Here is a 25612-nt window from a genome sequence, read left to right as displayed (position 1 = left end):
CGGCGTCCCTGAGCCGGGCGCCCCTAAGCCGGGCGCCCCTACAATCCCGGCATGACCCTCAAGCAACTCGAAGCCTTCTACTGGGCTGCCACCTGCGCAAGTTTCGCCGTGGCGGCCGAGCGTCTGCACCTGTCGGTGTCGTCGCTGTCCAAGCGCATCACCGAACTCGAGGAAGGGCTGGGCCTGGCTTTGTTCGACCGCAGCGGCCACAAGGCGGTGCTGACTGACGCCGGCCAGCGCCTGCTGCCGCAGGCGCGCGACCTGCTGGCCTCGGCCGAACAGATCCGGGCGTCGCTGGCGCAAAGCGCGGGGCTCAGTGGCCGCTGCCGCTTCGGCGTGGGCGAACTGACCGCGCTGACCTGGCTGCCGCGGCTGATCCGGGGCGTGCGCGCCGCCTATCCGGACCTGGTGCTGGAACCCTATGTGGACATCGGCCAGGTGCTGGAGCAGCGCGTGGCCGACGGCGAGCTGGATTTCGCCGTGATCGCTGGCCGTTCCTCGCGGCCCAATATCGCTTCCACGGCCATCGGCCAGGCCGACTTCTCCTGGGTCGCCGCGCCGGCGCTCCTGGACGGGGCCACGCGCATGACGCCCGCGCTGCTGGAACGCCTGCCGCTGGTCACGCTGCCGGCGGGGGCCGGCACCACGCGCATCATCGACGACTGGCTGGCGGGCCGCGACGCCGGCGGCGAACGCCTCTGCTGCAACAACTGGGGCGCGGTGGTCGGCCTCCTGATAGAAGGGACCGGCGTCGGCCTGCTGCCCAGCCATTGGGCCCGCGCGCTGCAGGCCGAGGGCAGCCTGTGCGTGCTGGAAGGGGACACGCCCCTGGCGGCCTTGCCTTATGCATTCCAATACCGCCGCGACGACGCCCGTCCGCTGGTCGCCAAGCTGCGCGCCGAGGTCCAGGCCGCCGTGGACTTCGCCGCGCCTTGCCGCATTCCCTGAAAGCGCGTCCGCAAGGCGGCCGCGCGGCGCGCATTTAGGCTTACGACAGCCGCCGCTCTATACAATCGCCGCGCGCCTGGCGCAGAATCCAACAAGAACGTGCGCAGCGGGGGATGGACCCGGATGCGGCACGGCTCGGGTCTGTTCCCTCATGCCGGGCGGCGCGCCCGCGCGGGGAACCAGGCCGACCTGAACCGACGGAGATCTTTCATGCGTAAACTTTGCCTCGCCATGGCCATGGCGGGAATGCTGGCCAGCGGACTGGCGCAAGCCCAATCCACCCTGCGTATCGGCCTGCAGGACGACCCCGACGTGCTGGACCCGGTGCGCGCGCGCACCTTCGTGGGCCGCATCGTCTTCGCTTCCCTGTGCGACAAGCTGGTCGAGATCACGCCGGACCTGAAGATCGTGCCGCAGCTGGCGCAATCCTGGACCGTCAGCCCGGACCACAAGGTGTTGACCTTCAAGCTGCGCACGGATGCCGTGTTCCATGACGGCACGCCGGTGGACGCCGCGGCCGTCAAGGCCAACCTGGACCGCGCCCGCACCTTGCCCGACAGCAACCGCAAGAGCGAGCTGGCCACGGTCGCCAGCGTCGAAGCCCCGGACGCCAGCACCGTGGTGCTGACCCTGTCCGAACCCGACGCCTCGCTGCTGTCGCAGCTGTCCGACCGCGCCGGCATGATGATGTCGCCCGCCAGCTTCGACAAGGATCCCGGCGGCAAGCCGGTGTGCTCGGGTCCCTACCAGTTCAAGGAGCGCGTGCAGAACGACCGCATCGTGCTCGAGAAATTTCCCAAGTACTGGGATGCGGCCAACTATCACTTCGACCGCCTGGTCTACACCCCGATTCCCGACAACACCGTGCGCCTGAACAACCTGCGCGCGGGTGACCTGGACATCATCGAGCGCGTCGCGCCCAGCGATGCCAAGGCAGTGAAGGACGACAAGAACCTGACCCTGGCGCCGGTGACCGGCCTGGGCTTCCAGGCCATTTCGGTGAACCTGGCCAACGGCGCGCGCGCCAACAACCCGCTGGCCAAGGACAAGCGCGTGCGCCAGGCGCTGGACCTCGCCATTGACCGCGACGTGCTCAACCAGGTGATCGGCGAAGGCATGTTCCAGCCCGCCTATCAGCCGTTCCCGCCGGCCAGCTTCGCCTACAACACCGCCTTCGAGCACAAGGGCCGCGACCCCAAGAAGGCCCAGGCCCTGCTGAAGGAAGCGGGCTATGACCGCGTCAAGTTCGAGATCACCTTCGGCAACAACACCACCATGCAGCAGGTGTTCGAGCTGGTGCAGGCCATGGGCGCCGAAGCGGGCTTCGACATCACGCTGCGTCCGGTGGAGTTCGCCTCGCTGCAGTCCTCGCTCGCGCGCGGCGACTTCGAAGTGGGGCAGAGCGGCTGGTCCGGCCGCGTCGATCCCAGCGGCAACATCCACCAGTACCTGAGCTGCAAGGGCAACCTGAACGACGGCAAGTTCTGCGACGCTGGCGTGGACAAGCTGCTCAACGACGCCCGCGCCGAGTCCGACAACGCCAAGCGCCGCGCCATGTATGACCAGGTGCTGGCGACCATGCAGGACCAGCGTCCCATCGTCTACCTGTTCTACCTGCCGTGGACCTTCGGCGTGCAGAAGAAGGTGGAAGGCTTCGTGCCGTATCCCGATGGCTTGATTCGCCTGAAGGGTGTCACTGTCGCTAAAAAGTAGGGCTCGCCCTCTACCGGCCGGTCGGAAGCGCCCGTCGAGGGGGGCTTCTGACCGGCGGCATCGGCGGACCGGCGAAACCGGATCCGCGGCCCCTGGATAGGCTGCCTTAGCCCCCATAGGAATCATCATGTTTACCACTCGCCCGGAAATCCTCGGCACCTTCGGTGTCGTGACCTCCACCCATTGGCTGGCCAGCGCGGCCGGCATGTCGCTGCTGGAGCGCGGCGGCAACGCCTTCGACGCCTGCGTCGCCTCCGCTTTCGTGCTGCAGGTGGTCGAACCCCATCTGGTGGGCCCGGCCGGCGAAGTGCCCGCCGTGTTCTACTCCGCGCGCACCGGCCGCGTCGAGGTACTGTGCGGCCAGGGCACCACGCCCGCCGCCGCCACGCTCGAACGCTATCGGGCCGAAGGCCTCAAGCTCATCCCCGGCAACGGCCTGCTGGCCACCGTCATTCCCGGCGCCTTCGACGCCTGGATGCTGCTCCTGCGCGACCACGGCAGCATGCGCGTACGCGACGTGCTGGAGCCCGCCATCTATTACGCGGAACACGGCCACGCGCTGATGCCGCGCATCTCCAACACCATCGCCGGGCTGAAGGATTTCTTCCAGACCCATTGGCCGACCACTGCCGAGGTCTACGTGCCGGGCGGCAAGGTGCCCGAGGCCCGCAAGCTGTTCCGCAATCCGGCGCTGGCGCGCACCTGGACCCGCGTGCTGCAGCAGGCCGAAAGCGCGGGCGCGGACCGCGAGCGCCAGATCGAGGCGGCGCGCGATGCGTTCTACCGTGGCTTCATTGCCGAGGAAATCGACAAGTTTGCGCGCAATACCGACGTCATGGACGAGAGCGGATCCACGCACCGCGGCGTCATCACCGCGGACGACCTGGCGGGCTGGTCGGCCAGCTACGACAAGCCGGTGACCTACGACTATCACGGCTACACCGTGGCGAAGGCCGGCTCCTGGAGCCAAGGCCCGGTCTTCCTGCAGACCCTGGCGCTGCTCAAGGAGATGGACCTGGCCGGCGTGAGCCCGACCAGCGCCGAGTTCGTGCACCGCGTGACCGAGGCCATGAAGCTGGCCTTCGCCGACCGCGAGGCCTATTACGGCGATCCGGCCTTCGTCGACGTGCCGCTGGATCATCTGCTGTCCGACGCCTACAACGCCGAACGCCGCGCGCTCATCGGCGAGTCGGCCTCGCAGGATCTGCAGCCCGGCCAGGTGCCGGGTTTCGAGGCGCAAGTCCAGCGCGTCATGGACACCCTGGAGCGCCTGTCCAAGGTCTCCGCGCCCGGCAGCGCCACCAATGAACCCACGCTGGCCGACATGCGCGCTTCCGCCAAACGCGGTGACACCACGCACGTGGACGTCATCGACCGCTGGGGCAACATGATTTCGGCCACGCCGTCGGGCGGATGGTTCCAGTCCTCGCCGGTGATCCCGGAGCTGGGCTTCGGCCTGAATACCCGCGCGCAGATGTTCTGGCTGGAAGAGGGGCTGCCCGGCACGCTGGCGCCCGGCAAGCGTCCGCGCACCACGCTCACGCCCTCGCTGGCGCTGCGCGACGGCAAGCCCTACCTGGCCTTCGGCACGCCGGGCGGCGATCAGCAGGAGCAATGGCAGCTGCTGTTCTTCCTGCGCCATGTGCATCACGGCCTGAACTTGCAGGAAGCGATCGACCTGCCCATGTCCCACACCATGCATTTCCCTACGTCCTTCTATCCGCGCGACCGCAAGCCGGGGCATCTGGCGGTGGAGGCCAGCTTCGGCGCCGAGGTCATCGCGGCGCTGCGCCAGCGCGGGCACCAGATCGAGGAAGTGCCTGAATGGTCGGTGGGCAGGTTGACCGCGGCCTCGCGCGATGCCGACGGCCTGCTGCACGCGGCGGCCACGCCGCGCCTGATGCAGGCTTACGCCATCGGCCGCTGAACGGCCACGGCGGCGGGGTGCGCCTGGCCCCGCCCGCCGCCGGCCTTGTTGCGGCGTTTTGCCGGCATGGGGTATGTTTGTCGCATGACGCCACCCCAGCAGAAACCGGCAACAGCGGCCCATTCCCTGACGGGACAAGAACCCCTCTTCATCGTCCTCAATACCGGATCGGGGCGCGGCGACGCGCAGACCCTGCAGGACACCATACGCCGCATACTCGACGAGGCCGCACGCCGCTACGAACTGATGCCGGTGCAGGATCCGTCGCGCCTGACCGCCACGGCCGAGGACGCGGTCAGGCGCGCGCAGGCGCAGCAGGGGGTGGTCATCGCGGCCGGAGGCGACGGCACGCTCAACGCGGTCGCCAGCGTCGTGCTTGGCAAGGGGGTGCCGTTCGGCATCCTGCCGCAAGGCACGTTCAATTACTTCGGGCGCAGCTATGGCATCTCGCAAGACACGGAGGTGGCCCTGCGCGGTTTCCTGCAAGGCCAGCCCAGGCCGGTGCAGGTCGGCATGCTCAACGGCCGGCCGTTCCTGGTCAATGCCAGCCTGGGCCTGTACCCGCAACTGCTCGAGGACCGCGAAGCCTACAAGCAGAAGTACGGCCGCAGCCGGCTGGTGGCGCTGTGGTCCGGCCTGGTCACGCTGCTGCGCGCGCCGCGCCAATTGAGCCTGCTGCTGGATCACGGCGGGCAGGCCCGCAACCTGCGCTCGCCCACGCTGGTGGTGGGCAACAACAAACTCCAGCTGGAGCACATCGGCATCGATTCCACGGAACTGGGCCAGAACCGGCTGATCGCCATGGCGGCGCGGCCGGTCGGCACCCTGGCGCTCTATGGCCTGCTGCTGCGCGGCCTGTTCAGCCGCCTGGGCGAAGCCGAGCACGTGGTCAGTTTCGCCTTCGACCGCCTGACGGTGGCGGTGCGCGGACGCCGTCGTGTCAAGGTGGCGATGGACGGCGAAATCTCCTGGATGGATACGCCGCTGGAATTCAACGTGGCCGCCGAACGGCTGCCGCTGGTGGTGCCGGCGGATTCGCAATACCTGGACCGTTCATGACCCGCATCCTGCATTTTTCCGATACCCACTTCGGCACGGAACGCAAACCCGTGGTCGAAGCCGCGCTGGACCTGGCCTGCAATCTCGCGCCCGATCTGGTGGTGCTCAGCGGCGACATCACGCAACGCGCGCGGCGCGGCCAGTTCGCCGCCGCCCGCAAGTTCATCGAACGCCTGTCGCTGCCGGTGCTGACGGTGCCGGGCAATCACGATATTCCGCTGTTCAACGTGTTCGCGCGCGCGCTCAACCCCTACGGCAACTACAAGCGGGCCTTGGGCCCCGTGCTGGAACCCGTGTTCGAGAACGCCGGCCTGCTCGCCATCGGCGTCAATACGACGCGGCCTCGCCGCCGCAAGGATGGCGAGATATCCGGCGCGCAGATCGCCCGGGTCGCCGAGCGGCTGCGCCAGGCCAAGCCGGGACAGCTGCGTATCGTGGTCGCGCACCACCCCGTGCGCGCCAAGGTCGAGTCGGACCTGTCCAACCTGTTGAACGGGCGCGAGCGCGCGCTTGAGGCCTGGATGCAGGCAGGCGTCCACCTGGTGCTTGGCGGACACATCCATCTGCCCTATGTGCTGCCGCTGAATCCCGCGGCGCCTGCCAGCGGCTGGGTCGTCCAGGCCGGAACCACCTGCTCGCGCCGCGTGCGCGGCAACGTGCCCAATTCGGTCAATGTGATTACCCGCGAGGGGCAGGGCGACTGCCATATCGAGCGTTGGGATTACGCCGCCGGGGCGCATGCGTTTGCACCGGTGGACAAGACCCTGGTCGCGTTGTATTGAGAGAGAGCGGGAATTTCTTCGTGACGGGCTCTTACTTATGACGGATGCGTATGCGGCATGGGCGGCGGCTCATGCCTTGCAGCTATTCATCGCGCTGCCACTGCTGGCCGCGGCGGCTGCGCTGGCCTTGGCGTGCTGCTGGCCGCGCCTGCCCGGCGGCGGCCGCGTTGCGTTGTTCGCTCTGGGGACGTCCGCGGCGCTCGCGCTGTTCCTGATCCTGGCCTATGCCATCGAGCGCCAGGGCGCGGTGGTCGCCTTCGACCGGGCGCTGGCCGGCGCCCTGGGCATGTCCATGTCGACGCCGCTGCTGTGGCTGCTGTCCTGGTTCACGTATCTGGGCGACCGGAATTTCCTGACCGGGGTCAGCGTGCTGATGACATTGTTCCTGCTGTTCCGCAGGCAATGGGGGCTGGCCGTCGTCTGCGCCGTCGCCACCGGCGTGGGCGGGGCGCTGAATTGGCTGCTCAAGCATGCTTTCGAGCGCGTCCGGCCGGAGCATGAACATGGCTATGCCAGCGCGGCGGGGTGGAGCTTCCCCAGTGGCCATTCCTCGGCCGCGATGGCTGTGTACGGCATGGCCTGCTATCTGCTTTGGCGTCTGGCGCCTCCTGCGTGGCGCCTGCCGGGAACCGCGCTGTTGGCGGCCCTCATCATGGCGATCGGACTCAGCCGCATCCTGCTGCAGGTCCATTTCGTCAGCGACGTGCTGGCGGGTTTCGCGGTCAGCCTCGCCTGGCTGGCGCTGTGCGTGGCGGCGGCGCAGCGTCTGCGGCCGTCATGCCCCCAGGGCCAGGGCGTTCAATAGGCGTGCCTCGGTGCCCGGGGCGTCCGCCGCCGCGTCCAGGGGCGCGCAGGTGTAGCGGCCGCCCGCCGCGACGATGGCCTGGTCCAGGCTGCGCGCGCGCTCGGCGCAGGGCGGCTCCAGGTCCACGATGAGTTTGCCCGCTACCGGCGCGGTCACGTTGCCGTCGCTGAAGCGCTCCAGCGTGCGGTCGATCTCGCGCTCGCGCGGCAGGGCCAGCACGATGGTGTCCGATTCTTCCAGCGCTTCGCGGGCGGACGTCGCCAGCGTGGCGCTGCCGCGGAAGTCCTCGCAGCGCGCAGGCTCGATGTCGTAGAGGGTCAGCGCGATGTCCGGCTCGGCCGCCAGGAGGCGCTGGGCGGCTCGCGTGCCGGTCTTGCCCATGCCGACGATGCTCACGCGCATGTTCATGGCTTGGGCACGGACCACGTGCTCACGATATGGGCGAGGGGCTCGTCCGACCCTTCGCCGGTCAGAATGACTTCCCCGGCGGACAGCCGGCCTACTTTCAGCAGCCGGGCGTCGGCATGGATGGCGCCGGCCGGACTCTTGCGCAGGAAATTGATCGTCAGGCTGGCCGTCACCGCGTGCGCCTGTCCGGTGGCGCCCACCACCGCCGCGTACATGGCCAGGTCGGCCAGGCCCATCAGCATCGGACCGGCGACGATGCCGCCCAGCCGCTGGTGGGCGTCGCGCGCGGGCAGCACCGCGCGCGCCGTGCCGCGGCCGATGCGCAGTACATCTATGCCCAGCAGCAGCGAAAAGGGATGCTGGTCCGCCAGCAGGATATGGAAATCGGCCAGGCTGATCAGCGGGGCGTCGGCCGGGGTGTCCAGGTCGGTTGCGGTCATCGTTGCTCCAGGGCGAGGCAGTAGTTGTCCAGCAGCGCTTGCGCATGCTGGCCCAGGGATTTCAGGCGGCGGGTGTGCAGCAGCAGCAACAGCCCCATCAGATAGGTGAAGAGATTCATCTGCTCGACCGCGACTGCCGCGGCCTCCCAGGATTTGGTCCGGGCCAGCGCCACGCCCAGCAGGTCGATGCACTGGCGCAGGCGGGCGTTGAGCCGTTCGTCCATTTCCCGGCCCAGGCCGCGCGGCCCCAGGCCCTGGAACAGGTACATGCCCAGCGAAAAGTCGGTCCGCCGTTCGGCGTAGTAGCCGAAGAACGCATGGATCGCGGTGCGCGCCGCGGCCGGGGCCGGGCCGCTAGAGGCCGCCTCGGCCAGATGCGCATGCAGGCGTTCCAGCGATTCCTCCAGCAGCGCGCCATAAATGGTTTCCTTGCCGGCGAACCAGGGGTAGATGGCGCCGGTGGTGCAGCCGGCCTCCTTGGCGATCGCGCGGATCGTGGTCTTCTCCAGGCCGTCGCGCTCGAACACGCGCTGGGCGGCGTCCAGAACCAGCTGGCGGCGCAGCGCATTCAATCGTTCGGAACGGTCGGCGCGGGAGGAGGGCGTAGGCATGGGGTTCAAGAGGGGAATCGACGATTCGATCATATCGGCGATTTTTATAAATAACAACGTTATTGATAGTGGACGAAAGGCGCCATTCCTGCTGCGCGGTCCTTATGGCGAAAATGGGATCCCGGCGGCGCGTCGAAGGTTGGCGCCAGGCTCAGACGGCGCCGGAAGGCGCCTTCCATTGGGTGTCGGGGATGGTATCCAGATCGTCCGGCTAATTAGGGGCAGGGCTGAAAGTCGCATGGATAGGTGCTTGGCCCAAAAACCAAGGGTAAGCCCTAGTGTGGTCGCCCAGGCTGCGCTGCGATGTTGCAATATCCCAACAAGGCTGTCGTAAACCTGCACTTTTCTGGCGCCGACCATAGCCAGCCCCCCTGATTTTTGATGCAATAGCGTCAACTTCCCTTCGCGGAGTTAGGGGGGCGGCAGGCTGGTTTGCTGGATTGCTGCTCTTGTCACTCAAATCAACGGAGATTTCTTAAATGAAAAAGACTCTGCTCGCTGCCGCCCTGCTCGCCGGTTTTGCCGGTGTCGCCCAGGCAGAAACGTCTGTCACCCTGTACGGTATCATCGACACGGGTATCGGCTACAACAAGATCAGCGGTGGTCCTGATGCCATCAACGGCAGCCGTTTCGGCATGATCAACGGCGTCCAGAACGGTTCGCGCTGGGGTCTGCGTGGTTCGGAAGACCTGGGTGACGGCCTGCGCGCTGTTTTCCAACTGGAATCGGGCTTTGATTCGGGCAATGGCAAGTCGGCTCAAAACGGCCGCCTGTTCGGTCGTCAAGCCACCATCGGTCTGGCCAGCGACAGCTGGGGCCAACTGGACTTCGGTCGCCAAACCAACATCGCGTCGAAGTACTTCGGCTCGATCGATCCGTTCGGCGCTGGCTTCGGTCAAGCCAACATCGGCGTTTCGATGAGCGCTGCCAACACGCAACGCTACGACAACATGGTCATGTATCAGACCCCGTCGTTCAGCGGCTTCCAGTTCGGCATTGGCTACTCGTTCAACGCTGACGACCAGAACACGACGCAATCGGGCTTCCGCACCGCCGACAACACCCGCGCCATCACGACCGGTCTGCGCTACGTCAACGGCCCGCTGAACGTCGCTCTGACGTATGACCAGCTGAATGCTTCGAACAAGCTGCCGACCGCTCTGACCGACGCGACCCCGCGTATGTACGCCATCGGCGGTTCGTACGACTTCGAAGTCGTGAAGCTGGCCTTGGCCTACGCTCGCACGACCGACGGCTGGTTCGCTGGCCAAGGCGTGAACACCGGCTCGGGCTCCCTGAGCATCGGCACCAACATCTTTGCTGACGGCTTCAAGGCCAACTCGTACATGGTCGGCCTGTCCGCCCCGATCGGCGGCGCAAGCAAGCTGTTCGGTTCGTGGCAAATGGTTGACCCCAGCAACGACCGTATCAACGGTGCTGAGACGATGAACGTCTTCTCGCTGGGCTACACCTACGACCTGTCCAAGCGCACCAACCTGTACGCTTACGGTTCGTACGCCAAGAACTACGCCTTCGTGGAAGACGTCAAGTCGACCGCCGTCGGCGTCGGCATCCGTCACCGCTTCTAATCCAAAGCAGGGCGCAAGTCCTGCCTGGATTTAAAGTGCGCGAACGGGCTTCGGCCCGTTCGTATGAAACCACCCTTCGGGGTGGTTTTTTTGTTTACGCGCCTGTGTTTTTGCGTGGGTTTGTGCGTGCTTCGGCAGGCTGCTGTATGCTTGCGCACCGGTGCTGAAAACAGCCATTGTTCCATTTGAGGAATGCTGTCTTTCACCTGCTGTTCGAGCTACAGAGTTCAGCCAGAAGTAACCGCGCGAATGCTACAATCCTAAGGTTTGCGCATTTGACGGACGCCTGAATGAACCTGCAACAGTATTTTCCCGTCCTGCTGTTTATCGTAGTGGCCACCCTTATCGGGTTCGCGCTTCTAACGGCCGGCTCCCTCCTTGGTCCGCGGCGTCCTTACGCCGAGAAGCTCTCGCCGTACGAATGCGGTTTCGAGGCCTTCGAAGACGCCCGCATGAAGTTTGACGTGCGCTACTACCTTGTGGCGATCCTGTTCATTCTTTTCGACCTGGAAATCGCGTTCCTGTTCCCGTGGGCCATCGCCCAGGGCACTGTCGGTCTCGTCGGTTTCTGGACGGTCATGGTATTCCTGGCCGTGCTGACGGTCGGCTTCATCTACGAATGGAAAAAGGGCGCGCTGGACTGGGAATAACCCGCCGGGTTTTTCCACAGCACGCTATCAGAGACGAATATGGCTATAGACGGCATTCTCAAGCAAGGGTTCATCACAACCAGCGCCGACAAGTTCCTTAATTGGGCGAAAACCGGTTCCATGTGGCCCATGACCTTCGGTCTGGCCTGTTGCGCGGTTGAAATGATGCACGCGGGCGCGGCCCGCTACGACCTGGACCAATTCGGCATCATCTTCCGGCCCAGCCCGCGTCAGTCCGATCTGATGATCGTGGCCGGCACGCTGTGCAACAAGATGGCGCCGGCGCTGCGCAAGGTCTATGACCAGATGCCCGAGCCGCGTTGGGTGGTTTCCATGGGCTCCTGTGCCAACGGTGGCGGTTACTACCACTACTCGTATTCGGTGGTCCGTGGCTGCGATCGCATCGTACCGGTAGACGTTTACGTGCCGGGCTGCCCGCCCACGGCCGAGGCGCTGGTCTACGGCTTGCTGCAAATGCAGAACAAGATCCGTCTGACCAACACGATTGCGCGCTGAGCTTCGCCGCGCCGGGCGGCAATTCCTGCCGCCGGCCCCGCGAAACCAGCGTATCGGTTCACCTAAGCGTACAAGATGATGACCAGGCTCGAAACCCTGAAAAACAATTTGCAGACCACCCTCGGCGCGGATATCGCGCTGACCGAGGCGTTGGGCGAGCTGACGCTCGAAGTGCCCGCGCAGCAGTGGTTCTCCGTCTGCAACAAGCTGCGCACCGAAGCCGGCCTGCGCTTTGAAACCTGTATCGACCTCTGCGGCGTCGACTACCTGACCTGGGGCAACGGCACGCGCCAACTGCCCGAGGAAACGACCGCCAGGATCCACCGCGCGCGTTTCGCCGTGGTCGTGCACCTGCTCTCGATCGAGAACAACTGGCGCCTGCGCGTGCGCACCTGGGCCGAGGACGACGAGTTCCCCATCGTCGCGTCGCTGATGGAATGCTGGCCGGCAGTGGGCTGGTTCGAACGCGAAGCCTTCGACCTGTACGGCATCGTCTTCGAAGGCCATCCGGACCTGCGCCGCATTCTCACCGACTATGGCTTCATCGGCCATCCCTTCCGCAAGGACTTCCCGCTGTCCGGCACTGTCGAAATGCGCTACGACCCGGAACAGCGGCGCGTCATTTACCAGCCGGTCACGATTGATCCGCGCGAGATCACCCCGCGCGTGGTCCGCGAAGACTCCTACGGCTTGGGGCGTTAAATCATGGCAGAAATCAAGAACTACACGCTCAACTTCGGCCCCCAGCACCCGGCCGCGCACGGCGTGCTGCGCCTGGTGCTCGAGCTCGACGGCGAAGTGATCCAGCGCGCCGACCCGCACATCGGCCTGCTGCACCGCGCCACTGAAAAACTGGCCGAACACAAGACCTACATCCAGGCGCTGCCCTACATGGACCGCCTGGACTACGTGTCCATGATGTGCAACGAGCACGCCTACGTCATGGCCATCGAGAAGCTGCTGGGCGTCGAAGCCCCGCTGCGCGCGCAGTACATCCGCGTGATGTTCGACGAGATCACCCGTCTGCTGAACCACCTGATGTCGCTGGGTTCGCACGCGCTGGACGTGGGCGCCATGGCGGTGTTCCTGTACGCCTTCCGTGAACGCGAAGACCTGATGGACTGCTACGAAGCGGTCTCGGGCGCGCGCATGCATGCGGCCTACTATCGTCCGGGCGGCGTCTACCGCGACCTGCCGGACTCGATGCCGCAATACGGCGACACCAGCAAGTACCGCGGCGACAAGGAAATGCGCGTCATGAACGACGCGCGTTCGGGCTCGCTGCTGGATTTCATCGAAGACTTCACCAACCGCTTCCCGGCTTGCGTCGACGAGTACGAAACTCTGCTGACCGACAACCGCATCTGGAAGCAGCGTCTGGTGGGCATCGGCGTGGTCGACCCTGACCGCGCCAAGGCGCTGGGCTTCACCGGCCCGATGTTGCGTGGTTCGGGCGTGGCCTGGGACCTGCGCAAGATGCAGCCCTACGAAGTCTACGATCTGCTCGATTTCGACATCCCCGTGGGTGTCAACGGCGACTGCTATGACCGCTACCTGGTCCGTATCGCCGAAATGCGTGAAAGCAACCGCATCATCCGCCAGTGCGTGGAATGGCTGCGCAACAACCCGGGCCCGGTCATGATCGAGAACCACAAGATCGCCCCGCCCAAGCGCACCGCCATGAAGACCAACATGGAAGAGCTGATCCATCACTTCAAGCTCTTCACTGAAGGTTTCCACGTGCCTCCCGGTGAAGCTTACGCCTCGGTGGAACACCCCAAGGGCGAATTCGGCATCTATATGGTGTCCGATGGCGCCAACAAGCCTTACCGCCTGAAGATTCGGGCCCCCGGCTTTGTCCACCTGCAATCGCTGGATGAAATGTCGCGCGGTCACATGATCGCCGACGCCGTCACCATCATTGGCACGCAGGACATCGTTTTCGGCGAAATCGATCGCTGATCCGCCCAGACAGTCACGAGCACGCCCGCATAACCCGGATTCAAACTATGCTGCTTTCCGAACAGGCCTACCAGAAAATCGACCGAGAACTCGCGAAGTTCCCGGCCGACCAGCGGCAGTCCGCCATCATGGCCTCGCTTGCCATCGCGCAAGAAGAGAAGGGCTGGTTGGCTACCGAAATCATTGAAGATGTGGCCAACTACATTGGCGTTCCGCCCATCGCGGTCCAGGAAGTCGCCACCTTCTACAACATGTTCGACGTCAAGCCCGTCGGCAAGAACAAGATCGCCGTCTGCACGAACCTGCCCTGTGCCTTGCGCGATGGCGAACGCGCTGGCGACTACCTCAAGCGCAAGCTGGGCGTCGATTACCGCGGCACCACTCCCGACGGCCAGTTCACCCTGGTGGAAGGCGAGTGCATGGGCGCTTGCGGTGACTCGCCCGTGCTGATCGTGAACAACAAGCATATGTGCGTGCGCATGACCGAAGAGAAGCTGGACGCGCTGGTCGCGGCCCTCAAGGTGCAAGGAGAGTCGGCATGAACGCGCCCGACCTGTACAAACAGTTCGCGCAGGGGCTGGACCCCAACCCGCTGAACGACGTTTCCAATTCGATGTGCCTGCACGGCCGGCACATCCAGCCGCAGATCATGGCCGACGTCGACGGCGCCAACTGGCGCCTGGCCGAATACGTCAAGCGCGGCGGCTACGAAGCCCTGAAGAAGATCCTGACCACCGGCATGAAGCCGGAAGACGTGATCGCCGAGGTCAAGGCCTCCGGCCTGCGCGGCCGCGGCGGCGCGGGCTTCCCGACCGGCCTGAAGTGGAGCTTCATGCCGCGCGCCTTCCCGGGCCAGAAGTACCTGGTCTGCAACTCCGACGAAGGCGAGCCCGGCACGTTCAAGGACCGCGACATCCTGCGCTTCAATCCGCACATCGTGATTGAAGGCATGGCCATCGCGGCCTACGCCATGGGCATCAGCGTCGGCTACAACTACATCCACGGCGAAATCTTCGAAGTCTACGAGCGCTTCGAGGAAGCGCTGGAAGAGGCGCGCGCCGCCGGCTTCCTGGGCGACAAGATCCTGGGTTCGGACTACAGCTTCCAGCTGCACGCGTTCCACGGCTATGGCGCCTATATCTGCGGCGAAGAAACCGCGCTGCTGGAATCGCTGGAAGGCAAGAAGGGGCAACCGCGCTTCAAGCCGCCGTTCCCGGCCAGCTTCGGCCTGTACGGCAAGCCCACCACGATCAACAACACCGAAACGTTCGCGGCGGTGCCCTGGATCATCCGCAACAGCGGCCAGGCCTACCTGGAAGTCGGCAAGCCGAACAACGGCGGCACCAAGCTGTTCTCGATCACCGGCGACGTCGAACGCCCCGGCAACTACGAGATCCCGATGGGCACCCCGTTCTCGACCCTGCTGGAGCTGGCGGGCGGCATGCGCGGTGGCAGGAAGCTCAAGGCCGTGATCCCCGGCGGCTCGAGCGCCCCGGTGCTGCCGGCCGACATCATCATGGAATGCACGATGGACTATGACTCCATCGCCAAGGCCGGCTCGATGCTGGGCTCGGGCGCCGTGATCGTCATGGACGAAACGCGCTGCATGGTGAAGTCGCTCTTGCGCCTGTCGTACTTCTATTTCGAGGAAAGCTGCGGCCAGTGCACGCCGTGCCGCGAAGGCACCGGCTGGCTCTACCGCATGGTGCACCGCATCGAAAACGGTCACGGCCGTCCGGAAGATCTGGACTTGCTGGACAACGTGGCGGGCAACATCATGGGTCGCACCATCTGCGCCCTGGGTGACGCCGCCGCCATGCCCGTCCGTGGCTTCCTCAAGCATTTTCGCGACGAATTCGCGCACCACATCGAGCATAAGTCTTGTGTGGTCCCGCAATATCTGTAGGTCTCAGGAACAGCAATGGTTGAACTAACCGTCGACGGCAACAAGGTCGAAGTGCCCGAAGGCAGCATGGTCATGCATGCCGCCCAGAAAGTCGGGCTTTACGTGCCGCATTTCTGCTACCACAAGAAACTGTCCATCGCGGCCAACTGCCGCATGTGCCTGGTTGAAGTGGAAAAAGCGCCCAAGGCACTGCCCGCCTGCGCCACGCCCGTGACCAACGGCATGGTCGTCCACACCTGCTCCGAGAAGGCTATCGCCGCTCAGAAGTCGGTGATGGAATTCTTGCTCATCAATCACCCGCTCGACTGCCCGATCTGCGATCAGGGCGGCGAATGCCAGCTGCAGGACCTGGCCGTGGGCTACGGCGGCTCTTCCTCGCGTTACCAGGAAGAAAAGCGCGTGGTGTTCCACAAGGACCTGGGTCCGCTGGTTTCCGCCGAGGAAATGAGCCGCTGCATCCACTGCACCCGCTGCGTGCGCTTCGGCCAGGAAATCGCCGGCGTCATGGAACTGGGCATGCTGGGCCGTGGCGAACACTCCGAGATCACGACCTTCGTCGGCCGTTCGATCGAGTCCGAACTGTCGGGCAACATGATCGACATCTGTCCGGTGGGCGCGCTGACCTCCAAGCCCTTCCGCTACAGCGCACGCACCTGGGAACTGGCTCGCCGCCGTTCGGTCAGCCCGCACGACAGCCTGGGCGCCAACCTGGTGGTCCAGGTCAAGGGCGACCGCGTCATGCGCGTGGTGCCGTTCGAAGACGAAGCCGTCAACGAATGCTGGATCAGCGACCGCGACCGTTTCTCGTACGAAGGCCTGAACAGCGAAGACCGCCTGTCGGCTCCGATGATCAAGGGCACCGACGGCAAGTGGCAGGAAGCTTCCTGGAGCGACGCGCTTGCCGCCGTGGCCCAGGGCTTGTCCCGCGTGCGCGACAGCTTCGGCGCCGGCCAGATCGGCGCCCTGGCGTCCGAGTACGCCACCACCGAGGAATACGCGCTGCTGGGCCGCCTGGTCCGCGCGCTGGGTTCCGAGAACATCGATTTCCGCCTGCGCCAGACGGATGCCGCCTTTGACGCCGCGCTGACCGGCGCGCCGTGGCTGGGCATGCCCATCGCCGAGCTCGACAACCTGGACCGCGTCCTGGTGGTCGGTTCGTTCCTGCGCAAGGATCATCCGCTGATGGCGCAGCGCCTGCGCCAGGCCGCCAAGCGCGGCACGCAGATCCTGATGGTCGACAGCGCTGCCGACGAGCCCCTGATGCCCGTGGCTGCCCGTATCACCGTGGCGCCGTCCGAGCTGGCGCGCGCGCTGGCCGAAGTGGCCGTCGCCCTGGCCCAGGCCAAGGAACAGGCCGTGCCGGCCGAGTTCGCCTCGGTCGTCCCCGGCGAAAACGCCAAGCTCATCGCCGCCAGCCTGGCTTCCGGCGCCAACACCGCCGTGCTGATGGGCAACCTGGCCGTGGCCAGCGCCCAGGCTTCGACGCTGGCCGCCAACGGCCGCGCCGTGGCTGAACTGGCCGGCGGCAAGTTCGGTTTCCTGACCTCCGGCGGCAACACCGTCGGCGGTTACCTGGCTGGCGCCATCCCGGGCAAGGGCGGCAAGAACGCCGCCGCCATGCTGGCCGAGCCGCTGAAGGCCTACGTGGTCCTGCACGCCGAGCCGCTGCTGGATGCCGACAACGGCCAGCAGGCCATCGCCGCACTGCGCGGCGCGCAGTTCGCCGTGGCCCTGACGCCTTACCGTTCGGCCGCGGCCGAGTGGGCCGACGTCATGCTGCCGGTGTCGCCGTTCACCGAAACCTCGGGCACCTACGTCAACGCGCAAGGCCTGGCCCAGAGCTTCAAGGGCACGGTCACGCCGTTCGGCCAGACCCGTCCGGGCTGGAAGGTCCTGCGCGTGTTGGGCAACGTCCTGCACCTTGCCGGCTTCGACGACGAGACCTCCGAGTCCGTGCGCGACGCCGCGCTGGCTGGCGGCATCGAAGGCCGCCTGTCCAACGAGATCAAGGCTCCGCTGGGCCTGGGCCAGGCCGCCAACGGCCTGGAGCGTGTCGCCGACGTGCCGATCTACCGCACCGACGCCATGGTCCGCCGTTCGGAACCGCTGCAAGCGGCTCCGGCCTCCAAGAAGCCGGCTGCCGCCATGAACGGCCGCACGCTCACCAGCCTGGGCCTGACGGCCGGCGTCAAGGTGCGCGTGTCGAGCGGGCAGGGCGCCGTCGAACTCGAAACCGTGCAGGACGATGCCGTGGCCGACCGCGCCGTGCGCATCTCCGCAGCCTTTGAAAACACCGCGGCCCTGGGTGGCGCATTCGGTCAAATCAGCGTGGAGCGTGCCTGATGGAATGGCTTAATGTTCTTGAGAGCCAGGGTACGGCACTGCTGGGCCCGACGGTCTGGATGGTCCTCTGGACCCTCATCAAGATTGTGGTCATCGCCGTGCCCATCATTCTGTGCGTGGCTTACCTGACGTACTGGGAACGCAAGATGATCGGCGCCATGCACGTGCGCCTGGGTCCGAACCGCGTCGGTTTCAGGGGGCTGCTGCAGCCGTTCGCCGACGTGTTCAAGCTGCTGACCAAGGAAGTGGTGGTTCCGTCGCAGGCCAACAAGGTGCTGTTCATCGTGGCCCCCGTGGTCACGCTGATGCCCGCCCTGGCCGCCTGGGCGGTGGTGCCGTTCGGTCCCGACGTGGTCCTGGCCAACGTCAACGCCGGCCTGCTGTACATCATGGCGATCACGTCGGTCGGCGTGTACGGCGTGATCGTGGCGGGCTGGGCCTCCAACTCCAAGTACGCCTTTCTGGGCGCGCTGCGCGCGTCCGCGCAGATGCTGTCGTATGAGCTGGCCATCGGCTTCGTGCTGGTGACGGTGCTGCTGGTGTCCGGCAGCCTGAACATGTCCGAGATCGTGCATGTGCAGAACCGCGGCTGGTTCGCCGACAAGGGCCTGACGTTCATGTCCTGGAACTGGCTGCCGCTGTTGCCGCTGTTCGTCATCTACGTGATCTCGGCCGTGGCCGAAACCAACCGCCACCCGTTCGACGTGGTCGAAGGCGAATCGGAAATCGTGGCCGGCCACATGGTCGAATACTCGGGCATGGCGTTCGCGCTGTTCTTCCTGGGCGAATACGCCAACATGATCCTGCTGTCCTGCATGGCCTCGATCATGTTCCTGGGCGGCTGGGCTTCTCCGATCGACATCGCGCCGCTGACCTGGATCCCCGGTTGGATCTGGCTGGGTCTCAAGACGTTTTTCGTGGTCTCGTTGTTCGTGTGGTTCCGCGCGTCGTTCCCGCGTTACCGCTATGACCAGATCATGCGCTTGGGTTGGAAAATCTTCATCCCGCTGACCGGCGTTTGGCTGGTCGTGGTGGCGATCTGGATGCAGACGCCCTGGAACATTTGGCGCTAAGCCGCCAGGCAGAGGCAGGATATGGAAGCGATCAAGGATTTCTTCGGCAGTCTGATGCTGACCGAATTGCTCAAGGGCATGCGCCTGACGGGCAAGTATTTCTTCAAGCGCAAGGTGACCTTGCGCTACCCCCAGGAAAAGACGCCTGCGTCGCCGCGTTTCCGCGGCCTGCACGCGCTGCGCCGCTACCCCAACGGGGAAGAGCGCTGCATCGCGTGCAAGCTGTGCGAAGCCGTGTGCCCCGCGCTGGCGATCACGATCGAGTCGGACCAGCGCGACGACGGCACCCGCCGCACCACGCGCTACGACATCGACCTGACCAAGTGCATTTTCTGCGGCTTCTGTGAGGAAAGCTGCCCCGTGGACTCCATCGTGGAAACGCATATCCACGAATACCACGGCGAAAAGCGCGGCGACCTGTATTTCACCAAAGACATGCTGCTCGCCGTGGGCGACCGCTACGAAGCCGACATCGCCCGCCGCCGGGCCGAAGACGCTCCCTATCGTTGAAGCCCAGGACCTGATCCATGACTTTTACCACTGTCCTGTTTTACATACTGGCCGCCGTGCTGGTGATCGCGGCGTTCCGCGTGATCACCGCACGCAGCCCGGTCACCGCCGTCTTGCACCTGATCCTGGCGTTCGTCAACGCGGCCATGCTGTGGATGTTGCTGGGCGCCGAGTTCCTCGCGCTGCTGCTGGTGCTGGTGTACGTGGGCGCCGTGATGGTGCTCTTCCTCTTCGTCGTGATGATGCTGGACATCCGCATGGATGCCTTGCGCCAAGGCATGAAGACCTACCTGCCGCTGGGCCTGGTCATCGGCCTGGTGATGGTGCTGGAAATGGCCTTCGTGCTGGGTTCGACCTGGTACGGCGCGGGCCCGCAAGCCCCGGTCGCCGGCGACTACAACAACGCCCGCGCGCTGGGCGAAGCGATGTACACCCAGTACATCTACGCGATTGAAGTGGGCGCCGCGCTGCTGCTGGTGGGCATGGTTGCCGCCATCGCGCTGACCCTGCGCCGCCGCCGCGACGTGAAGTACAACGACCCGGTGGCTGCCGTTCGCGTGCGTGCGAAGGACCGTTTCCGTCTGGTGAGCATGCCCGCGCAGAGCGAGCGCGCCCAGGCGCACAACGGCACCCCGACCGCCGCCGCGCCCCAAGGAGAACAAAAATGACGCTGACGCTGGCCCACTATCTGATCCTCGGGGCGATCCTGTTCGCCATCGGGATCTTCGGCATCTTCCTGAACCGCCGCAACCTGATCATTCTCCTGATGTCCATCGAGCTGGTGCTCCTGGCCGTCAACATGAACTTCGTGGCGTTCTCCAGCTGGTTCGGCGATACCGCCGGCCAGGTGTTCGTGTTCTTCATCCTGACCGTGGCCGCTGCTGAAGCGGCGATCGGCCTGGCCATCCTGGTGCTGCTGTTCCGCAACCTGAACACGATCAACGTTGACGAACTCGATCGCCTGAAGGGCTGAACGGGGTATTGGAAGAAAATGTCTAGCTCACCCAATCTCTACTTGCTCATCGCGCTGGCTCCGCTGGCCGGGGCGATTCTCGCGGGCCTTTTCGGCACCGGGTTCCTGGGCCGTCCCATCGGCCGCCGTGCTTCGCACATGATCACCATCCTGGGCGTGCTCATCTCCACCATCGGTTCGGTGGTGGTGCTGAACGACGTGCTCAACGGCCTGCGCTTCGACGGCGCGGTCTACACCTGGAGCCTGATCGGCCAGACCAAGCTGGAAATCGGCTTCCTGATCGATCCCCTCTCGGCCATGATGATGGTCGTGGTGACTTCGGTGTCGCTGATGGTGCACATCTACACCATCGGCTACATGGCGGATGATCCCGGCTACCAGCGCTTCTTCTCGTACATCTCGCTGTTCACGTTCTCCATGCTGATGCTGGTGATGTCGAACAACATGGTGCAGCTGTTCTTCGGCTGGGAAGCGGTGGGCCTGGTGTCGTACCTGCTGATCGGCTTCTGGTACACCCGCCCCACGGCGATCTTCGCCAACATGAAGGCGTTCCTGATCAACCGCGTCGGCGACTTCGGCTTCGTGCTGGGCATCGGCCTGCTGTTCGCTTACGCCGGCACCATGCACTACGGCGAAGTCTTCGCCCAGGCCGACAAGCTGGCCACCCTGACGCTGCCCGGTTCCGACTGGATGCTGCTGACGGTCGCCTGCATCTGCCTGTTCATCGGCGCCATGGGCAAATCGGCCCAGGTGCCGCTGCACGCCTGGCTGCCCGACTCGATGGAAGGCCCGACCCCGATCTCCGCGCTGATCCACGCCGCCACCATGGTGACGGCCGGCATCTTCATGGTCGCGCGCTTCTCGCCGCTGTTCGAACTGTCCGACGTGGCGCTGTCCTTCATCATCGTGATCGGCGCCATCGGCGCGCTGTTCCTGGGCATCCTGGGCATCATCCAGAACGACATCAAGCGCGTGGTCGCGTACTCCACGCTGTCGCAGCTGGGCTACATGACGGTCGCGCTGGGCGCTTCGGCCTACTCGGTCGCGATCTTCCACCTGATGACGCACGCGTTCTTCAAGGCGCTGCTGTTCCTGGGTGCGGGCTCGGTCATCATCGGCATGCACCATGACCAGGACATCCGCAACATGGGCGGCCTGCGCAAGTACATGCCCATCACCTGGATCACCTTCCTGCTGGGCACGCTGGCCCTGGTCGGCACGCCGTTCTTCTCGGGCTTCTACTCGAAGGAACACATCATCGAGGCCGCCGGCGCCGCGAACGTCTGGGGCGCGAACTTCGCGTACTACTCGACCCTGATCGGCGTGTTCGTGACCTCGCTGTACTCGTTCCGCGTCTACTTCCTGGTCTTCCACGGCAAGGAACGCTTCGACACCACCGGTCACGGCCATGGCCATGACGAACATCACCACGCGGCCGACGTCGACCATGAGCCGGACGGCCATGGCCATCACGGCACGCCGCACGAGTCGCCCTGGGTGGTCACGCTGCCGCTGGTGCTGCTGGCGATCCCGTCGGTCATCATCGGCGCCCTGGTGGTCGACCCGATGCTGTTCGGCAAGTTCTTCGAAGGCGCCATCAAGGTCCTGCCGCAACATCCCGCGATGCACGAGCTGGGCGAGGAATGGCACGGCTGGGTGGCCTTCGGCCTGCACGCCTTCCAGACGGTTCCGTTCTGGCTGGTCGTGGCTGGCGCCGTCACCGCCTGGTACTGCTACCTGATCAACCCCAAGGTTCCGGCCAAGATTCAATCCAGCCTGTCCGGCATCAACAAGGTGCTTGAGAACAAGTACTACGTGGATTGGGTCAACGAGCAGATCATCGCCCGCGGCCTGCGCTGCCTGGGCCGTGGCCTGTGGCAGACCGGCGATCGCGGCATCATCGATGGCCTGCTGATCAACGGCAGCGCCCGCGTGGTGGGCTGGGTGGCAGCGGTCAGCCGTCACCTGCAGTCCGGCTTCATCTATCACTACGCGTTCGCGATGATCATCGGCATCATGGCGCTGGTGACTTTCTTTGTGCTGATTCCCCAATGATGGCAAGCGAGATGGCATCCAACACTTTCCCCTGGCTCACGCTTGCGATCTTTGTCCCGATCGTATTCGGCCTGCTGGTGCTGGCGGTGGGCCGTGACGACCGTCCCGGCCTGACGCGCGGCCTGTCGCTCGTCGGCGCAATCGCCGGTTTCCTCGTCACGATCCCGCTGTACACCGGTTTCGACTCTTCCACGGCTGCCATGCAGTTCGTGGAGAAGACCTCCTGGATCGAGGCCTTCAACGTCAACTACCACCTGGGCATCGACGGCATCTCGATGTGGTTCGTGCTCCTGACCGCCTTCATCACCATCATCGTGGTGCTGGCCGGCTGGGAAGTGATCACCAGCCGCGTGGCCCAGTACATGGCCGCCTTCCTGATCCTGTCGGGTCTGATGGTGGGCGTGTTCTGCGCGCTGGACGGCATGCTGTTCTACGTGTTCTTCGAAGCCACGCTGATCCCGATGTACATCATCATCGGTGTCTGGGGCGGTCCGAACCGCGTGTATGCAGCGTTCAAGTTCTTCCTGTACACGCTGATGGGCTCGCTGCTGACGCTGGTCGCCTTCGTGTACCTGTGGAACGTGTCGGGCGGTTCGTTCGACATCCTGACCTGGCAGCAGACCAAGCTGGGCTACACCCCGCAGATCCTGATCTTCGTGGCCTTGCTGGCGGCTTTCGCCGTCAAGGTGCCGATGTGGCCGGTGCACACGTGGTTGCCCGACGCCCACGTCGAAGCCCCCACGGGCGGCTCCATCGTGCTGGCCGCGATCATGCTGAAGCTGGGCGCCTACGGTTTCCTGCGCTTCTCGCTGCCGATCGCTCCCGATGCCTCGCACAGCCTGGCCGGCATGATGATCACGCTGTCGCTGATCGCCGTGATCTACATCGGCCTGGTCGCGATCGTCCAGGACGACATGAAGAAGCTGGTGGCTTATTCGTCGGTTGCCCACATGGGCTTCGTGACGCTGGGCTTCTTCATCTTCAACACGGCCGGCGTCGAAGGCGCCATCGTGCAGATGATCTCCCACGGCTTCGTGTCCGGCGCCATGTTCATGTGTATCGGCGTGCTCTATGACCGCATGCACTCGCGCCGCATCGCCGACTACGGCGGCGTGGTCAACGTCATGCCGCGGTTCGCGACCTTCTTCATCCTGTTCTCGATGGCCAACAGCGGCCTGCCGGCCACCAGCGGTTTCGTCGGCGAGTTCATGGTGATCATGGGCGCGGTCGAGCACAACTTCTGGATCGGTCTGCTGGCGGCTACCGCCCTGATCCTGGGCGCTTCGTACTCGCTGTGGATGGTCAAGCGCGTGGTCCTGGGCGACGTCGCCAATGATCACGTGCGCGAGCTGACCGATATCAACCGCCGCGAGTTTGTGATTCTTGGCGTGATGGCGATCGCCGTGTTGTACATGGGGATCTATCCCAAGCCCTTCACCGACGTGATGCACGTTTCGGTGGAGGCCCTGCTGCAACACGTTGCCGTCTCGAAACTGTAAGACAAGACAATGATGCAATCCCAAATCGATTTCGCCCTGGCGACACCGGAAATCCTTCTGCTGGTTTTCGGCCTGGCTATCCTGCTCGTCGACGCGGTCAGCAATCACCCCGAGCGCAAGCCGACGTTTCTGCTGACCATGCTTGCATTGGGCGTGCTGACCGTGGTGTCGGCCCTGCAATGGAAGAACGGCGTCGCCGGCTCGACCTTCAACGGCCTGTACGTCACCGACGAACTGTCGCATCTGCTCAAGATCGCGTCCTACATCGCGGTCGCCGCGACCCTGGTGTACGGCCGCGTCTACGCGCAAGTGCGCGACATGATGCGTGGCGGCGAGCTCTACGTCCTGACGCTGTTCGCATTGCTGGGCCAGATGGTCATGATCTCCTCCGGGAACCTGATCTCGATCTACCTGGGCCTGGAGCTGATGTCGCTGGCGCTGTACGCCTTGATCGCGCTGCGCCGCGACAACGTCGTGGCCACCGAAGCCGCCATGAAGTACTTCGTGCTGGGCGCGCTGGCCTCGGGCTTCCTGCTGTATGGCATGTCCATGATCTACGGCGCCACCGGGCACCTGGATCTGGCTGAGGTATCCAAGGTCATCGCCGCGGGCAAGGCCGAGAAGCTGGCCCTGGTGTTCGGCATCGTGTTCCTGGTGTCGGGCCTGGCGTTCAAGCTTGGCGCCGTGCCGTTCCACATGTGGGTTCCCGACGTCTATCAGGGGGCGCCCACGGCCGTGACCCTGATCCTGGGCGCCGCGCCCAAGCTGGCCGCCTTCGCCATCACGCTGCGCTTGCTGGTCGATGGCCTGCATGGCCTGGCCGCCGACTGGCAGCCGATGCTGATGATCCTGGCGGTGCTGTCGCTGGCCATCGGCAACCTGACCGCCATTGCGCAGACCAACTTCAAGCGCATGCTGGCCTACTCGACCATCTCGCACATGGGCTTCGTGCTGCTGGGCCTGATGTCGGGCTCGGTTGCGGGCAAGCCGGAACTGTCGTCGGCCGCCTACGGCGCCTCGCTGTTCTACATGCTGACCTACGTGCTGACCACGCTGGCCAGCTTCGGCATCGTGCTGCTGCTGTCGCGCCAAGGCTTCGAGTGCGAGCACATCGACGACCTGAAGGGCCTGAACCGCCGCAGCCCGTGGCATGCCGCCATCGTGCTGCTGCTGATGTTCTCGCTGGCGGGCATCCCGCCGCTGGTGGGCTTCTACGCCAAGCTGGCCGTGCTGCAGGCGCTGATCAGCGCCGGCCACGTGACCCTGGCCGTGATCGCGGTGATGTTCTCGCTGATCGGCGCGTTCTACTACCTGCGCGTGGTCAAGGTCGTGTACTTCGACGAACCGGCCGCCGATGCCGCGCCGATGGTTGCCACCTGCGGCCAGCGCGGCGTGCTGTCGGTCAACGGCGCGCTGATCCTGATCCTGGGCATCTTGCCGGGTGGCCTGATGGCGCTGTGCGTGCAGGCCATCCGCAGCTCGCTCAGCCTGTAAGCGGAAAACGGGGCCATGAACCAGACTCTGGCGGTATGGCTGCTGATCGCGCTGGCCCTGGTCAGCGCGAATCTCCCGTTTCTGACGGAACGGGTGTTCGCCGTCATGCCCTGGAAGCAGGGCGGGGTGGCGGCAGTCAAGCCGTTCTGGATGCGCCTGATCGAAGTGCTGGTGTTCTACGGCATCGTCGGTGCGCTCGGTTTCGCGTTCGAATCCACGCTGGGCAACCGCTTTTCCCAGACTTGGGAGTTCTACGCGATCACCCTGAGCCTGTACCTGGTGCTGGCTTATCCGGGGTTCGTGTACCGGTATCTGTTCAAGCGGCACCCCCGGCTGCGTGCCTGAAGGC

The 25612-nt window shown here is 65.0% G+C and carries 25 protein-coding genes; 22 read left to right on the top strand and 3 right to left on the bottom strand.

The annotated features are described in order from the left end of the window. The first annotated feature begins 51 nt into the window (after positions 1-51). The 6 genes from FOC84_RS05450 (at position 52) to FOC84_RS05425 (ending at position 7234) form a co-directional block, all read left to right on the top strand. Complete coding sequence (locus tag FOC84_RS05450) at positions 52-948, top strand: LysR family transcriptional regulator (RefSeq protein WP_173143521.1); 897 nt, start codon at positions 52-54, stop codon at positions 946-948. A gap of 210 nt (positions 949-1158) precedes the next feature. Then, complete coding sequence (locus FOC84_RS05445; RefSeq protein ID WP_173143520.1) at positions 1159-2661, top strand: ABC transporter substrate-binding protein; 1503 nt, start codon at positions 1159-1161, stop codon at positions 2659-2661. 127 nt (positions 2662-2788) lie between these two features. Continuing rightward, the gene (locus tag FOC84_RS05440) at positions 2789-4588 is read left to right on the top strand and encodes a gamma-glutamyltransferase family protein (RefSeq protein ID WP_173143519.1); all 1800 of its coding nucleotides are present in this window, start codon (positions 2789-2791) and stop codon (positions 4586-4588) included. Positions 4589-4672: 84 nt separating this feature from the next. Further along, a complete protein-coding gene (locus FOC84_RS05435) occupies positions 4673-5647 on the top strand; it encodes a diacylglycerol/lipid kinase family protein (RefSeq protein ID WP_173143518.1) in 975 nt (324 codons plus the stop codon). Continuing rightward, positions 5644-6429, top strand: coding sequence for a metallophosphoesterase family protein (locus FOC84_RS05430; RefSeq protein ID WP_173143517.1), 786 nt, complete (start codon positions 5644-5646; stop codon positions 6427-6429). The genes FOC84_RS05435 and FOC84_RS05430 overlap by 4 nt, the downstream gene beginning before the upstream one ends. Positions 6430-6466: 37 nt before the next feature. Then, positions 6467-7234, top strand: a complete 768-nt coding sequence (locus FOC84_RS05425; protein ID WP_173143516.1) for a phosphatase PAP2 family protein — start codon at positions 6467-6469, stop codon at positions 7232-7234. On the opposite strand, the gene FOC84_RS05420 is transcribed toward FOC84_RS05425, so the two are convergent. The 3 genes from FOC84_RS05420 to FOC84_RS05410 are packed head-to-tail and all read right to left on the bottom strand — an operon-like array spanning position 7205 to position 8693. After that, positions 7205-7642 carry an NAD(P)-binding domain-containing protein gene (locus FOC84_RS05420; protein WP_173143515.1) on the bottom strand — a complete coding sequence of 146 codons (438 nt, stop codon included), beginning with the start codon at positions 7640-7642 and terminating at the stop codon, positions 7205-7207. The genes FOC84_RS05425 and FOC84_RS05420 overlap by 30 nt on opposite strands. Beyond that, positions 7639-8082, bottom strand: a complete 444-nt coding sequence (locus FOC84_RS05415) for a PaaI family thioesterase (RefSeq protein ID WP_173143514.1) — start codon at positions 8080-8082, stop codon at positions 7639-7641. The genes FOC84_RS05420 and FOC84_RS05415 overlap by 4 nt, the downstream gene beginning before the upstream one ends. After that, on the bottom strand, positions 8079-8693 hold the full coding sequence (locus FOC84_RS05410; protein ID WP_088139187.1) for a TetR/AcrR family transcriptional regulator: 615 nt from the start codon (positions 8691-8693) through the stop codon (positions 8079-8081). Before FOC84_RS05410 ends, FOC84_RS05415 begins: the two co-directional genes overlap by 4 nt. 479 nt (positions 8694-9172) lie before the next feature. Here FOC84_RS05410 and FOC84_RS05405 point away from each other — a divergent pair, with 479 nt between their 5' ends. The 16 genes from FOC84_RS05405 (at position 9173) to FOC84_RS05330 (ending at position 25608) form a co-directional block, all read left to right on the top strand. Then, a complete protein-coding gene (locus tag FOC84_RS05405) occupies positions 9173-10282 on the top strand; it encodes a porin (RefSeq protein ID WP_173143513.1) in 1110 nt (369 codons plus the stop codon). A 290-nt stretch (positions 10283-10572) separates the two neighbouring features. After that, positions 10573-10932, top strand: coding sequence for an NADH-quinone oxidoreductase subunit A (locus tag FOC84_RS05400; RefSeq protein WP_006217959.1), 360 nt, complete (start codon positions 10573-10575; stop codon positions 10930-10932). A 39-nt stretch (positions 10933-10971) separates the two neighbouring features. Beyond that, on the top strand, positions 10972-11448 hold the full coding sequence (locus FOC84_RS05395; protein ID WP_006217960.1) for a NuoB/complex I 20 kDa subunit family protein: 477 nt from the start codon (positions 10972-10974) through the stop codon (positions 11446-11448). A gap of 75 nt (positions 11449-11523) precedes the next feature. Beyond that, on the top strand, positions 11524-12150 hold the full coding sequence (locus FOC84_RS05390) for an NADH-quinone oxidoreductase subunit C (protein WP_173143512.1): 627 nt from the start codon (positions 11524-11526) through the stop codon (positions 12148-12150). 3 nt (positions 12151-12153) lie between these two features. Further along, complete coding sequence (locus FOC84_RS05385; RefSeq protein WP_088138981.1) at positions 12154-13410, top strand: NADH-quinone oxidoreductase subunit D; 1257 nt, start codon at positions 12154-12156, stop codon at positions 13408-13410. A 47-nt stretch (positions 13411-13457) separates the two neighbouring features. After that, positions 13458-13952 carry an NADH-quinone oxidoreductase subunit NuoE gene (gene nuoE, locus FOC84_RS05380; protein ID WP_013392145.1) on the top strand — a complete coding sequence of 165 codons (495 nt, stop codon included), beginning with the start codon at positions 13458-13460 and terminating at the stop codon, positions 13950-13952. Beyond that, complete coding sequence (gene nuoF, locus FOC84_RS05375; RefSeq protein WP_173143511.1) at positions 13949-15316, top strand: NADH-quinone oxidoreductase subunit NuoF; 1368 nt, start codon at positions 13949-13951, stop codon at positions 15314-15316. The genes nuoE and nuoF overlap by 4 nt, the downstream gene beginning before the upstream one ends. Positions 15317-15331: 15 nt before the next feature. Continuing rightward, positions 15332-17659: an NADH-quinone oxidoreductase subunit NuoG gene (gene nuoG / locus FOC84_RS05370; protein ID WP_173143510.1), complete on the top strand. Its 2328-nt coding sequence runs from the start codon at positions 15332-15334 to the stop codon at positions 17657-17659. After that, the gene (gene nuoH / locus FOC84_RS05365) at positions 17659-18732 is read left to right on the top strand and encodes an NADH-quinone oxidoreductase subunit NuoH (RefSeq protein WP_173143509.1); all 1074 of its coding nucleotides are present in this window, start codon (positions 17659-17661) and stop codon (positions 18730-18732) included. Before nuoG ends, nuoH begins: the two co-directional genes overlap by 1 nt. Positions 18733-18753: 21 nt before the next feature. Then, positions 18754-19242 (top strand): NADH-quinone oxidoreductase subunit NuoI, encoded by a 489-nt coding sequence (gene nuoI, locus FOC84_RS05360; protein ID WP_008161196.1) that lies wholly within the window; start codon positions 18754-18756, stop codon positions 19240-19242. Between the two features lie 17 nt (positions 19243-19259). Next, positions 19260-19910 carry an NADH-quinone oxidoreductase subunit J gene (locus tag FOC84_RS05355; protein ID WP_173143508.1) on the top strand — a complete coding sequence of 217 codons (651 nt, stop codon included), beginning with the start codon at positions 19260-19262 and terminating at the stop codon, positions 19908-19910. Beyond that, positions 19907-20215, top strand: a complete 309-nt coding sequence (gene nuoK / locus FOC84_RS05350) for an NADH-quinone oxidoreductase subunit NuoK (RefSeq protein WP_006217969.1) — start codon at positions 19907-19909, stop codon at positions 20213-20215. Before FOC84_RS05355 ends, nuoK begins: the two co-directional genes overlap by 4 nt. A gap of 18 nt (positions 20216-20233) precedes the next feature. Beyond that, on the top strand, positions 20234-22270 hold the full coding sequence (nuoL, locus tag FOC84_RS05345) for an NADH-quinone oxidoreductase subunit L (protein WP_173143507.1): 2037 nt from the start codon (positions 20234-20236) through the stop codon (positions 22268-22270). Beyond that, on the top strand, positions 22267-23769 hold the full coding sequence (locus tag FOC84_RS05340; RefSeq protein ID WP_173143506.1) for an NADH-quinone oxidoreductase subunit M: 1503 nt from the start codon (positions 22267-22269) through the stop codon (positions 23767-23769). Before nuoL ends, FOC84_RS05340 begins: the two co-directional genes overlap by 4 nt. Positions 23770-23778: 9 nt before the next feature. Further along, positions 23779-25263 carry an NADH-quinone oxidoreductase subunit NuoN gene (gene nuoN / locus FOC84_RS05335; protein WP_173143505.1) on the top strand — a complete coding sequence of 495 codons (1485 nt, stop codon included), beginning with the start codon at positions 23779-23781 and terminating at the stop codon, positions 25261-25263. A gap of 15 nt (positions 25264-25278) precedes the next feature. Beyond that, complete coding sequence (locus FOC84_RS05330; protein WP_173143504.1) at positions 25279-25608, top strand: DUF2818 family protein; 330 nt, start codon at positions 25279-25281, stop codon at positions 25606-25608. Positions 25609-25612: the final 4 nt, after the last annotated feature.

The sequence above is a fragment of the Achromobacter pestifer genome, assembly GCF_013267355.1.
GTDB lineage: Bacteria > Pseudomonadota > Gammaproteobacteria > Burkholderiales > Burkholderiaceae_B > Achromobacter > Achromobacter pestifer_A.
The sequence above is the reverse complement of the archived record's forward strand: the minus strand, read 5'-3'. Positions and strand labels throughout refer to the sequence as shown.

What these genes read in the sequence shown, in the direction of transcription:
- FOC84_RS05450 (WP_173143521.1), top strand. Translation starts at nt 52, where the DNA reads ATGACCCTCAAGCAACTCGAAGCCTTCTACTGGGCTGCCACCTGCGCA.
- FOC84_RS05445 (WP_173143520.1), top strand. Translation starts at nt 1,159, where the DNA reads ATGCGTAAACTTTGCCTCGCCATGGCCATGGCGGGAATGCTGGCCAGC.
- FOC84_RS05440 (WP_173143519.1), top strand. Translation starts at nt 2,789, where the DNA reads ATGTTTACCACTCGCCCGGAAATCCTCGGCACCTTCGGTGTCGTGACC.
- FOC84_RS05435 (WP_173143518.1), top strand. Translation starts at nt 4,673, where the DNA reads ATGACGCCACCCCAGCAGAAACCGGCAACAGCGGCCCATTCCCTGACG.
- FOC84_RS05430 (WP_173143517.1), top strand. Translation starts at nt 5,644, where the DNA reads ATGACCCGCATCCTGCATTTTTCCGATACCCACTTCGGCACGGAACGC.
- FOC84_RS05425 (WP_173143516.1), top strand. Translation starts at nt 6,467, where the DNA reads ATGACGGATGCGTATGCGGCATGGGCGGCGGCTCATGCCTTGCAGCTA.
- FOC84_RS05420 (WP_173143515.1), bottom strand. Translation starts at nt 7,642, where the DNA reads ATGAACATGCGCGTGAGCATCGTCGGCATGGGCAAGACCGGCACGCGA.
- FOC84_RS05415 (WP_173143514.1), bottom strand. Translation starts at nt 8,082, where the DNA reads ATGACCGCAACCGACCTGGACACCCCGGCCGACGCCCCGCTGATCAGC.
- FOC84_RS05410 (WP_088139187.1), bottom strand. Translation starts at nt 8,693, where the DNA reads ATGCCTACGCCCTCCTCCCGCGCCGACCGTTCCGAACGATTGAATGCG.
- FOC84_RS05405 (WP_173143513.1), top strand. Translation starts at nt 9,173, where the DNA reads ATGAAAAAGACTCTGCTCGCTGCCGCCCTGCTCGCCGGTTTTGCCGGT.
- FOC84_RS05400 (WP_006217959.1), top strand. Translation starts at nt 10,573, where the DNA reads ATGAACCTGCAACAGTATTTTCCCGTCCTGCTGTTTATCGTAGTGGCC.
- FOC84_RS05395 (WP_006217960.1), top strand. Translation starts at nt 10,972, where the DNA reads ATGGCTATAGACGGCATTCTCAAGCAAGGGTTCATCACAACCAGCGCC.
- FOC84_RS05390 (WP_173143512.1), top strand. Translation starts at nt 11,524, where the DNA reads ATGATGACCAGGCTCGAAACCCTGAAAAACAATTTGCAGACCACCCTC.
- FOC84_RS05385 (WP_088138981.1), top strand. Translation starts at nt 12,154, where the DNA reads ATGGCAGAAATCAAGAACTACACGCTCAACTTCGGCCCCCAGCACCCG.
- nuoE (WP_013392145.1), top strand. Translation starts at nt 13,458, where the DNA reads ATGCTGCTTTCCGAACAGGCCTACCAGAAAATCGACCGAGAACTCGCG.
- nuoF (WP_173143511.1), top strand. Translation starts at nt 13,949, where the DNA reads ATGAACGCGCCCGACCTGTACAAACAGTTCGCGCAGGGGCTGGACCCC.
- nuoG (WP_173143510.1), top strand. Translation starts at nt 15,332, where the DNA reads ATGGTTGAACTAACCGTCGACGGCAACAAGGTCGAAGTGCCCGAAGGC.
- nuoH (WP_173143509.1), top strand. Translation starts at nt 17,659, where the DNA reads ATGGAATGGCTTAATGTTCTTGAGAGCCAGGGTACGGCACTGCTGGGC.
- nuoI (WP_008161196.1), top strand. Translation starts at nt 18,754, where the DNA reads ATGGAAGCGATCAAGGATTTCTTCGGCAGTCTGATGCTGACCGAATTG.
- FOC84_RS05355 (WP_173143508.1), top strand. Translation starts at nt 19,260, where the DNA reads ATGACTTTTACCACTGTCCTGTTTTACATACTGGCCGCCGTGCTGGTG.
- nuoK (WP_006217969.1), top strand. Translation starts at nt 19,907, where the DNA reads ATGACGCTGACGCTGGCCCACTATCTGATCCTCGGGGCGATCCTGTTC.
- nuoL (WP_173143507.1), top strand. Translation starts at nt 20,234, where the DNA reads ATGTCTAGCTCACCCAATCTCTACTTGCTCATCGCGCTGGCTCCGCTG.
- FOC84_RS05340 (WP_173143506.1), top strand. Translation starts at nt 22,267, where the DNA reads ATGATGGCAAGCGAGATGGCATCCAACACTTTCCCCTGGCTCACGCTT.
- nuoN (WP_173143505.1), top strand. Translation starts at nt 23,779, where the DNA reads ATGATGCAATCCCAAATCGATTTCGCCCTGGCGACACCGGAAATCCTT.
- FOC84_RS05330 (WP_173143504.1), top strand. Translation starts at nt 25,279, where the DNA reads ATGAACCAGACTCTGGCGGTATGGCTGCTGATCGCGCTGGCCCTGGTC.